This window comes from Parageobacillus galactosidasius (assembly GCF_002217735.1).
In the GTDB taxonomy this organism is placed as follows: Bacteria; Bacillota; Bacilli; order Bacillales; family Anoxybacillaceae; genus Parageobacillus_B; species Parageobacillus_B toebii.
This window is the reverse complement of sequence record NZ_NDYL01000002.1, coordinates 1905762-1920394: the sequence shown is the minus strand read 5'-3', so window position 1 is coordinate 1920394 and position 14633 is coordinate 1905762. Positions and strand designations below refer to the sequence as shown.

Genomic DNA, 14633 nt, shown 5'->3' with positions numbered 1-14633 from the left:
TTAAAAAAATTAGCAATAAAAAAAAGCAAGGAACATAATAAAAGTTCCTTGCCTGTATGCTTATTATTCGTCGCTCAAACGTTTTCCGCCAATAGCGTAATGATTTTTCGACATTTCTTCAATAAAAACGACAATTTTGTCTTTTGAGGCGCCTGTTGTTTCGGCGACCGCTTCTGTTACTTTTTCGACAAGCGCCTTTTTCTGCTCTTCCGTACGTCCTTCGAGCATTTTGATCGTAACATAAGGCATGGCCCGTCCCGTCCTCCTTTTGGTCATCTGTCGCGTTTATTATATCATGAAAAATGGAACTTTAGTCCACTTTTTCTGTCAAATCATGTATACTTAAGTAATAAATGAATGGAAAAAGGAGTTAAAAAAAGTGGAACAATTATTGCCTTATTCGCTTAATGAAATTCCATATGTGTTTATGACGCTTGCGATTGCTTTTTCAATTCACGAATTTGCCCATGCCTATGTCGCTTATAAGTTCGGAGACCCAACGGCAAAAAACGAAGGAAGATTAACGTTATCGCCGCTTGCCCATCTTGATTTGCTCGGTACATTGCTTATTTTTCTCGCCGGATTTGGCTGGGCAAAACCTGTTCCAGTGAATCGTTTTCACTTTAAACATCCTCGCCTTGCCGGGATTCTTGTATCAGTTGCAGGTCCCTTAAGCAATTTATTGCTTGCCGCCCTTGGTTTTCTTGTGTGGTATAGCATGATTTATTTCGGAATTATGCAGGCGATCCCAGATTGGTTTGCTGCGGGATTTGATTTATTTTTTCAAATTTTTATTGGCTTAAATACGGTATTGTTTGTATTTAACTTGCTTCCATTTCCCCCACTCGATGGTTATCGGATTATCGAGGATTTGGCCCCGCAAGGCATTCGCGCGAAAATGGCGCAGTGGGAAAGTTATGGAGCGCTTATTTTTCTTATTCTTGTGTTGACGCCGCTTGACCGCTATACGATACAGCCGATTTTTCATGTGGCGATTCCGTTTGTATTAGAAAACTTGCAATCATTTTTTTCTACATTATTCTTTTTTAAGTCGTGAAGGAGGCGTTTTTGGATGGAGAAGAAAAAGAAAACGATCGGGTTTAATATCATTAAAGATGATCCAACGGGCGGCCACGGCGGGTTTGGCGCAGGGGTATTAAGCTTGGAAAATGTTTCTCCGGTGATTATCGATGTCGAAGCGGGGGAAGCGTTCGTAGATATGGGAGCGATGCATGCCCGGAGCGCAGTGGAACGGGGAATTAAATTTTTGCCAAATCGCGATGAAGTGCCAAACGGAAAACCGTATTGGATCGTATGGGTAACGATTGAGCAAAAAGAAGATGGACCGTATTATGCCGGCGTAACGGCGTGCGAAATGACGGTCGACAGGGAGGCTCGCCGCGGCTATAAACTGCTTCCAGAGCATGTAAATCGTCTAGATAAGTCATTAAAGCGCCATATTATCGTGGATCATATGGATGAGAAATCAAAACGGGTGCTTGCGGACTTTTTAAAGAAACACGATATCGAAATGTGGAATCGTTCGAGTGAGGAATTGAAAAAAGGACTCGAAGGCGAAAAATAACAAGAGAAGATGCCCATGCTTTCATGAAATTCCATATATGTGACATTTTTGTGAATGTTATGTGACGAATACTTGTCGTCTAACAGGAAACAAGGTAAACTAGACCTAAATGTATAACACAATAAAACTAGGACAGGAAAACCCCTCAAGCGATTTCGCTTGAGGGGTTTTCCTTTAGAACCAAGGGAACAGTTTTTCAAACCAATTTTTCTGCTTTTCTTTTTTCTTTGATTTCTTTTGATGTAAATGGTCGGTGCAGTAGTCGTTCGGTTCTGAGCCAGAGATATAATAAGTAAGACGCTTTACCGGACATGACTTTGTCGCAAGTTTGCCGTTATCCGGGTCGACATAGACACCAACGACCCCTTTGGTTGGTTTAAACTTTTTCTTTGGTTTTCCTTGCAAACTTTTTTCCATAAATTGCACCCAAATTTGTTTTGCATATTGTTTCTCCGCAATTTTATCAATCGTTTCCCCGCGGTCGTAACCGGTCCATACCCCTGCAACTAGTTGTGGTGAAAATCCAATCATCCAGCTATCTGTTTCTGTTGTTCCCGATTTTCCTGCGTATGGGCGTGTGATCTCCTTTCGAATCGATTGCCCAGTGACTGTTGTATAATCATTTAATTTCGGATCAAACATGCCTGTCATCAGCTGAGTCGTTACATATGCGGCGTCCGGATCTAGCACTTGTTTGCTTGATGGTTTGTATTCGTAAATTGTTTCTCCATGATGATTGACGACTTTTTTAATAAAAACTGGCTCGACTTTTTTGCCGTTATTGGCAAATACGCTGTAAGCTTTCACCATATCGATCACTTTCACCGGCGATGTTCCGAGCGCGAGTGAAGGAACAGCTTTTAATTTGCTTGTAATGCCTAGTTTTTTCGCTGTCTCTACCAGTTTTTCCTCACCGATAAACAAATGCGTTTTTACAGCAAATACGTTGTCTGATAGCGCGATGGCTTGAGCGAGCGTAATCGAGTCGTTCGCATAGTAGTTATTGTAGTTATGTGGTGTATACGTTGCTTTTCCATTGTCAAAGGCAAAGGTGGTCAACTCGCTTCGCATTTGTGTCGACGGCGTAAATCCCTGTTGAATGGCTGCGTAGTATAGAAATGGTTTAAACGTAGAGCCCGGCTGCCGTTCCGCTTGCACGGCGCGGTTGAAAGGGCTTTTGTTGTAATCTCTGCCGCCGACGAGCGCTTTTACTTCTCCTGTGCGCGGATCCATCGCTACAAGTGCCGCTTGAATGTTCGAGTGAGGGTCAATGATGTCATGAATGTTTTGTTCCGCAGTTTCCTGCATTTTCGTATTCAGCGATGTATACACGCGCAATCCGCCCATTTCAATCGTGCGTTCATCCAATCCTAATTGATTTCGCAGCACATATTTCACTACATCTTGAAAATAAGGGGCGATCTTTTTCGTTTCTATTTTGTGATGGGGAGAATAAACAAGCGGTTCTTTATACGCTTGTTCCGCTTCTTTTTTGCTGATGTATCCAGTTTCCGCCATTGACAAAAGCACCGTTTTTTGCCGCGCTTTTGCCCGCTTCTCATCAATAAGTGGCGAATAGTAATATGGACCTTTCGGAATTCCGGCTAACATTGCCGCTTCGCTTAAGGTAAGCTGTTTTGCCGGTTTTCCAAAATAATGATGAGCAGCCGCTTCAATTCCGTAAGCGCCATGGCCGTAGTAAATGGTGTTTAAGTATCCTTCTAAAATTTGTTTTTTGCTGTAATTCGCTTCGAGGCGAATCGTATATAATGCTTCTTGCAATTTCCGCGTCCATGTTTTCTCGTGATTCAAAAATAAATTTCGCGCATATTGCTGGGTGATGGTGCTTGCTCCTTGCACTTTCGCCATCGCCTTTATATCGGCAATAATGGCCCCGATAATGCGCTTTATATCAAAGCCGTGATGTTCATAAAATTTCCGATCTTCTACAGCAACCGTTGCTTGTACAATATAGGGGGATATATCATCAAGGTCTACCCAGTAACGCGTCTGCCCGTTATCGCTCTCGCCGATTTTTGTGCCATCATCCGCATAAAAAATCGTCGTTTGCGGCACTGCTAAAGGCGGGGCTCCTTTTAATTTGGCAAACACGATCAAACCGGCAAGCGTAACGACGAATAAGATTGCTAGGATAAAACTAATAAAAACGAACGCCCGAATGTATTTCCACGTTCCGCGAAACCGGCTGCTTGGAATGATTTCCAACGTTCATCACCTCATGATCGTCTTTGTATTAGTATGCAAAATTTTTTTTTATTTTAAACATTTTTCTATTAAGTTTCACTTGCATTTTTGCTAGATTGCTCTATACTTTTTCATGTTTGGTTTTTTCTTTACCAGGGAAAGATGAAAAGTAGTATATAGTTATGATAGACGAAACGAGTAAAGGAAGGGTTGTTGAAGATGGAATTATGGTTTACGGAAAAGCAGACAGAGCATTTTGGCATTACAGCGAGAATTAAACGAACTTTACATACAGAGCAAACCCCATTTCAAAAGCTGGACATGGTGGAGACAGTAGAGTTCGGCAATATGCTTATTTTAGACGGAATGGTGATGACAACGCAAAAAGATGAGTTTGTGTACCACGAAATGGTTGCACACGTTCCGCTCTTCACCCACCCGAATCCGGAAAATGTGCTTGTCGTTGGCGGCGGCGATGGCGGTGTTATTCGTGAAGTGTTAAAACACCCGAGCGTAAAAAAAGTGACATTAGTGGAGATTGATGGAAAAGTGATTGAATGCTCAAAAAAATATCTTCCGGAAATTGCTGGAAAGTTAGATGACCCGCGTGTAGAAGTAAAAGTGGATGACGGTTTTATGCATATTGCGAAAAGTGAAAACGAATATGACGTCATTATGGTCGATTCGACAGAGCCAGTCGGCCCGGCTGTCAACTTATTTACAAAAGGTTTTTATGCTGGAATCGCAAAGGCTTTGAAAGAAGACGGCATTTTTGTCGCACAAACAGACAACCCTTGGTTTAAAGCAGACTTAATCCGTAATGTTTATCGCGATGTTCGCGAAATTTTCCCGATTACGCGTCTATACACTGCCAATATCCCGACATATCCAAGCGGTCTATGGACGTTTACGATCGGCTCGAAAAAATACGATCCGCTTGAAGTAAGCGATGAACGCTTCCACGATATTGAGACGAAATATTACACAAAAGAGCTTCATAAAGCTTGCTTTGTTCTGCCGAAATTTGTCGCTGATTTATTGAAGTAAGGGAGGGGCATGACGATGCGATTTGATGAGGCGTATTCGGGTAATGTGTTTATTAAAAGCCATCCGAATTTTGAGGAAAGCGAAGCGGTGATTTACGGAATGCCGATGGATTGGACGGTAAGCTACCGTCCTGGTTCCCGCTTCGGTCCGGCACGCATTCGCGAAGTATCGATCGGCTTGGAAGAATATAGCCCGTATTTAGATCGCGAACTTGAAGAGGTAAAATATTTTGATGCGGGCGATATTCCGCTTCCGTTTGGAAACGCGCAGCGCAGTTTAGAGATCATTGAAGACTTCGTGGATAAAATTTTAGCGGCCGATAAATTCCCGCTTGGCATCGGCGGCGAACATCTCGTTTCTTGGCCGGTCATTAAAGCGGTGTATAAAAAATATCCTGATTTAGCGGTCATCCATATGGACGCTCATACCGACTTGCGTGAACATTATGAGGGCGAACCGCTGTCCCATGCGACGCCGATTCGCAAAGTAGCAGAGCTTATCGGCCCGACCAACGTATTTTCGTTCGGCATTCGTTCTGGCATGAAAGAAGAATTCGAGTGGGCGAAAGAGAACGGGATGTACATCGCAAAATTTGAAGTGCTCGAGCCGCTAAAAGAAGTGCTTCCAAAGCTGGCTGGACGTCCGGTGTACGTGACGATTGATATCGACGTTTTGGACCCTGCCCATGCCCCGGGAACGGGAACGGTCGACGCCGGCGGCATTACGTCTAAAGAACTGTTGGCGGCGATCCATGAAATCGCGAAATCGGATGTTCGCGTCGTCGGAGCGGATTTAGTGGAAGTAGCTCCTATTTACGACCATTCGGAACAAACCGCCAACACCGCAAGCAAACTCATTCGCGAAATGATTCTCGGCTGGGTGCAAAAACGGAACGCATAAACGAGGTGGAAGGTCGTTTTTCTGGTGCAGGCAAAAAGCATCCTTGCTATGGTAGCGAGATATGCCCATGACAAAATATTTGCAACGAAAATCCTGCCTTTGATTAAAGAAGGCAGGATTTTTTATATTTTTTGGGAATATAGACCGATACTTACGATTTATTCATGATCCGCACGTCTCATCCTCTTGAACATTAGGAAACGATTCCTTTATACTTAATAAAGTTAGTTATTACTTGTTTTGGATCATAAGGATGTGTCCTTGATGGAAAAGCAACACGGAATTCCTATTCGCCTCAAGCAAATTACCAATATTCGTGACGGATTTCGCAAAGAAACGGTTGCTTTGGAAACGGAAGGATTTTACTACATAAAAGAAAATGCCGTTTATTTGCAATTTGAGGAACAGCAAGAACTAGGCAAAGTAAACACGGTGATGAAAATAACGGATCATGAAGTTGTCGTAATGCGGTCCGGAGCGGTTCGGATGCGCCATGTCTTTCGCAAAACAGAAGAAACGACTGGACACTACCATACTCCGTTTGGACAGTGGACGATAAAAACAAAAACGGACAATATTGAATTTCGGTATAATGAAAAAAGAAAGAAAGGACACCTATTTTTATCGTATCAATTGGAGATGCAAAACGAACAAGCAGGACGTCATGCGATGACGATCATGTTTAAGGAGGCATAGATTCATGAATATTGTCGAACAAATGAAAGAACGCATTAAAGAGGAAATTAAACGCGCTGTCGTAAGCGCAGGGCTTGCTGCGGAGGAAGAAGTGCCAGATGTCATTTTGGAAGTACCGAGAGAGAAAGCGCATGGGGATTACTCGACAAATATGGCGATGCAGCTAGCGCGCATTGCAAAAAAACCTCCGCGCGCAATTGCCGAAGAAATCGTCCAGCATATGGATAAAACAAAAGCGTCGATTGAAAAAATTGATATTGCCGGTCCTGGCTTCATTAACTTTTACATGGACAACCGTTACCTTACGGAGCTCATTCCAACGATTATTCAAGCCGGCGCATCTTACGGTGAAACAAATGTCGGAAAAGGACAAAAAGTCCAAGTGGAGTTTGTTTCCGCGAATCCGACTGGGGACTTGCATTTAGGGCATGCGCGCGGCGCGGCGGTTGGAGATTCTTTATGCAATATTTTAGAAAAAGCGGGGTTTGACGTAACGCGCGAATATTATATTAACGATGCCGGAAATCAAATTTACAATTTGGCGAAATCAGTGGAAGCTCGTTATTTCCAAGCGCTCGGGATCGATAAAGAAATGCCGGAGGACGGCTATTATGGCGAAGATATTATCGAAATCGGGAAAAAGCTCGCCGAGGAGCATGGCGACAAGTATGTTCATATGGATGAACAAGAACGTCTCGCCTTTTTCCGCGAGTACGGACTCAATTATGAATTAGAAAAGATTAAAAAAGATTTGGCAGACTTCCGCGTAACGTTTGACGTTTGGTATTCGGAGACATCTTTATACACAAGCGGAAAAATTGATGAAACGTTAGCCATATTGCGCGAACGCGGGCATATTTACGAAAAAGATGGCGCGACATGGTTCCGTTCGACAACGTTTGGCGACGACAAAGACCGCGTCTTAATTAAGAAAGACGGTACATATACGTATTTGTTGCCGGATATCGCCTACCACCAAGACAAGCTGCGTCGCGGCTTTACAAAAATCATTAACATTTGGGGCGCAGACCACCATGGTTATATTCCTCGGATGAAGGCGGCAATTGAGGCGCTTGGCTATGATCCTGACGTGCTCGAAGTCGAAATCATTCAATTAGTCAATTTGTATCAAAACGGCGAAAGAGTGAAAATGAGCAAACGGACCGGAAAAGCGGTGACCATGCGCGAATTAATGGAAGAAGTCGGTCTTGACGCGACGCGTTACTTCTTTGCGATGCGCTCAAGTGACACCCATTTAGACTTTGATATGGACCTTGCCGTATCGCAGTCGAATGAAAACCCAGTGTACTACGTACAATACGCTCATGCGCGCGTTTCTAGCATTCTTCGTCAAGGGGAAGAACTGCAGCTATCGTACGAAGGAGATTTGCAGCTTGATTATATCCAAACCGAAAAAGAAATCGAGCTATTGAAAAAACTAGGGGAATTTCCAAGCGCAGTTTCGGAAGCGGCGATCAAACGGATGCCGCACCGGATCACTGGCTATGTTTTTGAGTTAGCATCAGCATTGCATAGCTTTTACAATGCAGAAAAAGTACTAGATCCAGAAAACATCGAAAAAAGCCGTGCCCGTTTAGCGTTAATGAAAGCCGTCCAAATCACGCTACAAAACGCTTTAGCGCTCATTGGCGTATCCGCTCCAGAAAAGATGTAAGAAAATCGGCGGATCAGCGTGAAAGACGGAAAGCAGTAAAAACGGAAGACGTTTTTCGACAATAATGATACAATAGACATGGGATAGAGGGGGACTTTCAGAGTGACCCCTCTTTCTTATGGGCATAATGACAATAAAAAAGCACACATGGAGGAAAACCGATGAAAGAAGTGATTTTATCATTAGTGACAGGCATCGTGGTCGGTTTCTTATTTACGCTGTTTCGTTTGCCGATCCCTGCTCCTCCAGCATTAGCGGGCATTGCTGGCATTGTTGGAGTATACCTAGGAATGAAAGTGTTTGAATGGGTAAGTTATTTTTGGAAATAAAACAATGTTGAGGGCGATTCCCTCAACATTGTTTTTTAAATCATACGCTACAGCCATGCAGAAAGGAGGGTAGATATCGATTCTTTGCCGCGCTGCCATAATGTGCGCTTTTTCCAAAAATCGAGCGTCAGCGGTTCCGAGCGAGCCAGATCATGCCTGATCGCTTCTTTTACTTGCTGCACAAAATTGCGATCATAAATATAACAATTGATTTCGCTATTTAAGAAAAAGCTTCGTTTATCAAAGTTAGTCGTACCGATATCACAACAATCTTCGTCAATGACCATCGTTTTGGCGTGATAAAATCCTTGATAAAACCGATAAATATGTGCTCCAGCTTTTAAAAGGCGGTAAAAATAAGGATATGCGGCCTCTTTGACAAATAAGTGATCGGCTTTTAACGGTACGAGAATCGTCACCTTTACTCCGCGGGAGAGTGCATCAAGCAGTGCGTTCATCACAGCGCTGCTAGGGATAAAATACGGACTTCCAATGATCAATTCTTTTTTCGCTTGGCGAATGAAATCGATGAATTGTTGTTCTAACAAATAACCGTTCGTGGCAACAAACTGGTGAGAAACCGTTCCTTTTTGAAGAGGAGGGAAATATTGATCTTCCACAATCGATGTATTTGTCGCTTCTTTCCAATCACGGCAAAACTGCATTTGTAAATCGCCAACCCCTTCTCCTACTATTTTCAAATGGTAATCACGCCACTCGCCGAATTTTGGATCTTGTCCAACATATTCTTTGCCGATATTAAAGCCGCCTATATATCCGATTTTTCCATCAATGACGGTAATTTTCCGGTGATTCCGCCGGTTTAGCCGATAAAAGAAAAATGGAAAACGCGGTTTATGTGCATATGCGAATTCGATGCCGCTTTCTTTTAAGGAACGTATCAATTTTTTTGGCAATCCGAAGCTGCCGACCCAATCGACAAGAAGACGAACGCGAACGCCTTCTTCTGCTTTTTGTTTTAACAATTGAAAAAATTGCTGGCTAATTTCATCCGTCTTCACGATATAAAACAAAATGTGTATATGATGTGTTGCCTTGCGAATTTCTGCAAAATAATCGGCAAATAGATGTGTACCGTTTATGAAAAAAGAAAGATCGCTTTGGCGCTCTGGATACACGATTTTTTCTTTTTTCTTTTTGTAAAAGTATTCTCCCAGCTTGTCATCGAGATAAATTAGCGCTAATATAATAACAATAACGAAAAGTACAATCATTTCGTTCCCTCCTGATTACATCGTTATTTATTAATGTACCCGTCATGAGAAAAAATAGCAGGACAACTTGTAAAAACATTATTGACTGAATGCTCATTCATTATGTAAAATAAACACAAGGTTATAATTCTGAAAATTTATTCTGTTGTCAATATTTTTGATGATCATCTCATCGATTCAAAGGGGGAAGGGGAGACAATAATGAATTCACTGTTAATCATTAATTTTCTCGCATTTTTAATTGTAACCGCTTACGCTGTCTACTTGTTTGTCTACTTGGTTAAAACTCGTGCCGCTTACATTAAACTCGGTAAAAAAGTCGAGTTTGATGACAAAGTAAAAGAGCGTCTCCAAAAAATTTGGGTGAACGTATTTGGACAGAAAAAGCTATTAAAGGATAAAAAAAGCGGAATCATTCACGTTATGTTTTTCTACGGGTTTATTCTTGTTCAATTCGGGGCGATTGACTTTATTATTAAAGGTCTTGTCCCTGGGGCGCATCTTCCGTTAGGGCCGCTTTATCCAGGCTTTACGTTTTTCCAAGAAATCGTTACTTTGCTCATTTTGATCGCAGTGTTCGCCGCGTTTTATCGCCGCTATATTGAAAAACTCGTCCGTTTAAAACGAGATTTCAAAGCTGGTCTAGTGTTGATTTTTATCGGCGGATTAATGATCTCCGTCTTGTTTGGAAATGGAATGAGCATGATTTGGCACGGTGAGGAAGCCTCGTGGAGCGAACCGGTCGCATCATTCATCGCTGGCGCTTTCAGCTGGGTCGGCGAAACAGGTGCAGCCGTATTGTTCTTTATCGCTTGGTGGGTGCACTTATTGATCTTGCTTACATTTTTAGTATATGTACCACAATCGAAGCATGCTCATTTAATTGCTGCGCCGATTAATGTCTTTTTCAGCCGTTTGTCCCGGCCAAAGCTGTCGAAAATCGATTTTGAAGATGAAACGCAGGAAGCGTTTGGCGTCGGAAAAATTGAAGATTTTACGCAAAAGCAGCTCATCGATTTATACGCCTGTGTCGAATGCGGACGATGCACAAGCATGTGTCCGGCAACAGGAACTGGGAAAATGTTGTCGCCAATGGATCTAATTTTAAAACTGCGCGACCACCTGACCGAAAAAGGGGCGGCCGTTACGTCCCGCGCTCCGTGGGTGCCGACGTTTGCCTTTAAAAATACAAGAGGTAACCAATTGGCGTTTGCCGCGCAAGGAGTGCAGGAACAAGCGGCGGCATTGGAGATGCCAAGCCTCATCGGCGACGTCATTACCGAAGAGGAAATTTGGGCCTGTACGACATGCCGCAACTGTGAAGACCAATGCCCGGTCATGAACGAGCATGTCGACAAAATTATTGATTTGCGCCGCTATCTTGTGCTGACGGAAGGAAGAATGAACCCAGATGCGCAGCGGGCGATGACCAATATCGAACGCCAAGGAAACCCATGGGGACTCAACCGCAAAGAGAAAGAAAACTGGCGCGAGCTTCGCGATGATGTGCATATTCCAACAGTAAAAGAAGCGAAAAAAGCTGGCGAAGAGTTTGAATATTTATTCTGGGTCGGCTCAATGGGGGCATTTGACAACCGCAGCCAAAAAATCGCTTTGGCGTTTGCGAAATTGTTAAACGAAGCTGGTGTGAAATTTGCGATTTTAGGAAATAAAGAGAAAAACTCTGGCGACACGCCACGTCGCTTAGGAAACGAATTTTTATTCCAGGAACTCGCGGCCAACAATATCGCGGAATTTGAAAAAGCGGGCGTGAAAAAGATTGTGACGATCGACCCGCACGCGTACAACACGTTTAAAAACGAATATCCTGATTTTGGATTAGAAGCGGAAGTATACCATCATACAGAACTGCTTGCGAAGCTTATTGAAGAAGGAAGATTAGTACCAAAATACGAAGTAAAAGAAAGAGTTACTTTCCATGACTCCTGTTATTTAGGCCGCTACAACGACGTGTACGATGCGCCGCGTAAAATTTTGCAAGCAATTCCGGGCGTGGAGCTCGTGGAAATGGAACGTAACCGCGAACGAGGCATGTGCTGCGGTGCAGGCGGCGGTTTAATGTGGATGGAAGAAACAACAGGCAATCGGATTAATGTTGCTCGTACAGAACAAGCGCTTGCCGTCAACCCAACGGTCATCAGCGCTGGCTGTCCATACTGCTTAACGATGTTAACCGACGGTACAAAAGCAAAAGAAGTCGAAGATCGCGTCACTACTTACGATGTCGCAGAACTGCTTGCTAAATCCGTATTTGGCGAAGAAAAGGAAGCTGCTTCATAAAAAATAATTGAATATATAATTCTCATTTTTTAAAATATTAGTATAATAGATAGAGAGGGTGTGCGCTCCAATGTACACCTTCTTTTGACCATCAACATCGAGCGAGCGTTCAGTCTGCATTGTTGTAATCGCTTTCTTGAACTGGTGGTCAAGACATATAAACAAAGGGGAGAGGTTTTATGGGAAAAACGGTTATTTTAAGTGGGGTTCGCACACCGTTTGGAAAATTCGGTGGAGCACTGCAGCCGCTTACGGCACCTGAGCTTGGCGGCATTGCGATCAAAGAGGCGCTTCGTCGAGCTAACATTAGCGGTGAGCAGGTCGATCAGGTGATTTTAGGAACGGTGCTGCAAGGTGGACAAGGACAGCTTCCATCCCGTCAAGCGATGCGTTATGCCGGCATTCCATGGGAGGTGCGGACGGAAACGATTAATAAAGTATGCGCTTCAGGAATGCGGAGCGTTACTCTTGGTGATCAAATTATCCGCCTAGGAGATGCGGAAGTCATCGTCGCAGGCGGAATGGAATCGATGAGCAACGCGCCATATATTTTGCCAAATGCTCGTTGGGGATTACGAATGGGCGATTCTACCGTAAAAGATTTAATGGTGTATGACGGGCTGACATGCAGTTTCACCGGTGTGCATATGGGTGTGTACGGTGGTGAAACGGCGAAAGAATTAGAAATTTCCCGCAAAGAACAAGATGAGTGGGCATACCGCAGCCATCAGCGGGCGATCGCCGCGATGGAAGCCGGATTATTAGCGGAAGAAATCGTACCAGTGGAAGTTCCGCAACGTAAAGGAGCGCCGCTATTGGTGGAGCATGACGAAGCACCAAGAAAAGATACATCTCTCGAAAAGCTGGCGAAGCTTCCGCCTGTATTTGACTCAGAAGGGACGGTAACAGCGGGGAATGCACCTGGGGTCAATGATGGTGCTGCGGCGCTCGTGTTAATGAGCGAGGAAAGAGCGGCGCGGGAAGGAAGAAAACCGCTCGCAACGATTTTGGCACACACATCGATTGCAGTGGAAGCAAAAGACTTTCCGAAAACGCCAGGGCTTGTGATTAACGAATTGCTTCGCAAAACAGGGAAAACGGTCAATGACATCGATTTATTCGAAATTAACGAAGCGTTTGCCGCAGTTGCATTGGCTAGCATCAAAATCGCTGGCATCGATCCAGAAAAAGTGAACGTCAATGGCGGTGCGGTCGCATTAGGCCATCCGATCGGCGCAAGCGGTGCGCGCATTATCATTACATTGATTCACGAATTAAAACGCCGTGGCGGCGGCATCGGAATCGCGGCGATTTGCAGCGGCGGCGGTCAAGGCGATGCCATTATGGTACAAGTATAGAAAAGCGGCAGGCGCTCCTATTTCGCCTAAAGGCCGCCCACGTCCTGTGGGCAACGGCGAAATGTCGCCGTCCTGTCTCCGCGACACACGCTGGAGGGACCGCGAGGAGGCTCAGACCAAACAAAGTTTGGTCTTGCGTGGGTTGTTCAGGGAAGTTAACTCAATGTGTTGCCGCCGAAGCTAGACAGAGAGAAAAGCGGAGGCAGCGCAATTTCGCCTAAAGGCGGTCCGCATCCTGCGGGCAACGGCGAAATGTCGCCATCCTGGCTCCCTCGAAGCGAAATGTTCTTTGCGCGCGGAAGTGCTTGCACTTCAAGCGAAGGTTATTTCGCACAAGGGAGCTAGCCTCTGGAGCTAGACAATAAGAAAAAGCAATGGTCTCGATATTCCATCAGACAAACTGTACTTCACTTAGAAATGACTAAGGATAGGGGATGTGGAACAATGGACGTCAAAACGATTATGGTTATCGGTGCAGGACAAATGGGATCTGGCATTGCGCAAGTGTGCGCGATGGCAGGATACGACGTTTTCTTGCATGATATTAGCCAACAACAGCTCGACAAAGGATTGGCGAATATCGAAAAATTGCTGTCACGCCAAGTCGAAAAAGGAAAATTGACAGAAGAGGAAAAAGAGGCGACATTGTCGCGGCTTACTCCTTCAACCGATTTGCAAAACGCCGCGAAAGCCGATTTAGTCATTGAAGCGGTCGTCGAAAACATGGATGTTAAAACAAAGTTGTTTGCCCAGCTTGATGAAATTGCTCCGCCGCACACGATTTTGGCGACAAACACGTCTTCGCTGCCAATTACGGAAATCGCATCGGCGACGAAGCGGCCGGAAAAAGTGATTGGCATGCACTTTATGAATCCGGTTCCTGTAATGAAACTTGTAGAAATTATCCGCGGATTGGCTACCGCCGATGAAGTATATGAAACGATTGAAGCGATTACGCGCAAGCTGAACAAAGTTCCGGTGGAAGTCAATGACTTCCCAGGCTTTATCTCGAACCGCGTGCTCATGCCGATGATTAACGAAGCGATTTACGCGTTATATGAAGGGGTCGCGACAAAAGAAGCGATTGATGAAGTAATGAAGCTTGGCATGAACCATCCGATGGGACCGTTGACATTAGCGGATTTTATCGGGCTGGACACGTGCTTATACATTATGGAAACACTTCATGAAGGATTTGGCGATGATAAATACCGCCCATGCCCGTTATTGCGCAAATATGTGAAAGCCGGCTGGCTTGGCCGCAAAACAGGCAGAGGTTTTTACACGTACGATTAATCAGCA

General features: G+C 44.3%; 13 protein-coding genes. 10 read left to right on the top strand and 3 right to left on the bottom strand.

Annotated features, from left to right (window positions below):
- Window positions 1-63: 63 nt before the first annotated feature.
- Window positions 64-249, bottom strand: coding sequence for a 2-hydroxymuconate tautomerase (locus B9L23_RS19270; RefSeq protein WP_015865358.1), 186 nt, complete (start codon window positions 247-249; stop codon window positions 64-66).
- A 130-nt stretch (window positions 250-379) separates the two neighbouring features.
- Here B9L23_RS19270 and B9L23_RS19265 point away from each other — a divergent pair, with 130 nt between their 5' ends.
- A complete protein-coding gene (locus tag B9L23_RS19265) occupies window positions 380-1057 on the top strand; it encodes a site-2 protease family protein (RefSeq protein ID WP_015865357.1) in 678 nt (225 codons plus the stop codon).
- Window positions 1058-1072: 15 nt separating this feature from the next.
- Window positions 1073-1585 (top strand): YwhD family protein, encoded by a 513-nt coding sequence (locus tag B9L23_RS19260; protein ID WP_089098267.1) that lies wholly within the window; start codon window positions 1073-1075, stop codon window positions 1583-1585.
- Window positions 1586-1759: 174 nt separating this feature from the next.
- Here B9L23_RS19260 and B9L23_RS19255 read toward each other — a convergent pair whose 3' ends face one another.
- Window positions 1760-3811, bottom strand: a complete 2052-nt coding sequence (locus tag B9L23_RS19255) for a transglycosylase domain-containing protein (RefSeq protein ID WP_089098266.1) — start codon at window positions 3809-3811, stop codon at window positions 1760-1762.
- Between the two features lie 198 nt (window positions 3812-4009).
- Between B9L23_RS19255 and speE the strand changes: the two genes are divergently transcribed.
- From speE to B9L23_RS19230, 5 genes are all read left to right on the top strand, one after another.
- Entirely contained in the window at window positions 4010-4837 is an 828-nt protein-coding gene (speE, locus tag B9L23_RS19250) for a polyamine aminopropyltransferase (protein ID WP_062678159.1), read from the top strand.
- A gap of 15 nt (window positions 4838-4852) precedes the next feature.
- Window positions 4853-5737 (top strand): agmatinase, encoded by an 885-nt coding sequence (gene speB / locus B9L23_RS19245; protein WP_081188512.1) that lies wholly within the window; start codon window positions 4853-4855, stop codon window positions 5735-5737.
- 264 nt (window positions 5738-6001) lie between these two features.
- Window positions 6002-6433, top strand: a complete 432-nt coding sequence (locus B9L23_RS19240) for a YwiB family protein (protein WP_062678157.1) — start codon at window positions 6002-6004, stop codon at window positions 6431-6433.
- Between the two features lie 4 nt (window positions 6434-6437).
- A complete protein-coding gene (gene argS, locus B9L23_RS19235) occupies window positions 6438-8108 on the top strand; it encodes an arginine--tRNA ligase (RefSeq protein WP_062678156.1) in 1671 nt (556 codons plus the stop codon).
- Between the two features lie 161 nt (window positions 8109-8269).
- The gene (locus tag B9L23_RS19230) at window positions 8270-8437 is read left to right on the top strand and encodes a XapX domain-containing protein (RefSeq protein ID WP_015865350.1); all 168 of its coding nucleotides are present in this window, start codon (window positions 8270-8272) and stop codon (window positions 8435-8437) included.
- A gap of 47 nt (window positions 8438-8484) precedes the next feature.
- Here B9L23_RS19230 and cls read toward each other — a convergent pair whose 3' ends face one another.
- Window positions 8485-9672: a cardiolipin synthase gene (gene cls / locus B9L23_RS19225; protein WP_015865349.1), complete on the bottom strand. Its 1188-nt coding sequence runs from the start codon at window positions 9670-9672 to the stop codon at window positions 8485-8487.
- Window positions 9673-9873: 201 nt separating this feature from the next.
- On the opposite strand from cls, the gene B9L23_RS19220 reads away from it, so the two are divergent.
- The 3 genes from B9L23_RS19220 (at window position 9874) to B9L23_RS19205 (ending at window position 14627) form a co-directional block, all read left to right on the top strand.
- Window positions 9874-11973 carry a heterodisulfide reductase-related iron-sulfur binding cluster gene (locus B9L23_RS19220; RefSeq protein WP_089098265.1) on the top strand — a complete coding sequence of 700 codons (2100 nt, stop codon included), beginning with the start codon at window positions 9874-9876 and terminating at the stop codon, window positions 11971-11973.
- Between the two features lie 179 nt (window positions 11974-12152).
- Window positions 12153-13331: an acetyl-CoA C-acetyltransferase gene (locus B9L23_RS19215; protein WP_081188504.1), complete on the top strand. Its 1179-nt coding sequence runs from the start codon at window positions 12153-12155 to the stop codon at window positions 13329-13331.
- Between the two features lie 444 nt (window positions 13332-13775).
- On the top strand, window positions 13776-14627 hold the full coding sequence (locus tag B9L23_RS19205; RefSeq protein WP_081188500.1) for a 3-hydroxybutyryl-CoA dehydrogenase: 852 nt from the start codon (window positions 13776-13778) through the stop codon (window positions 14625-14627).
- Window positions 14628-14633: the final 6 nt, after the last annotated feature.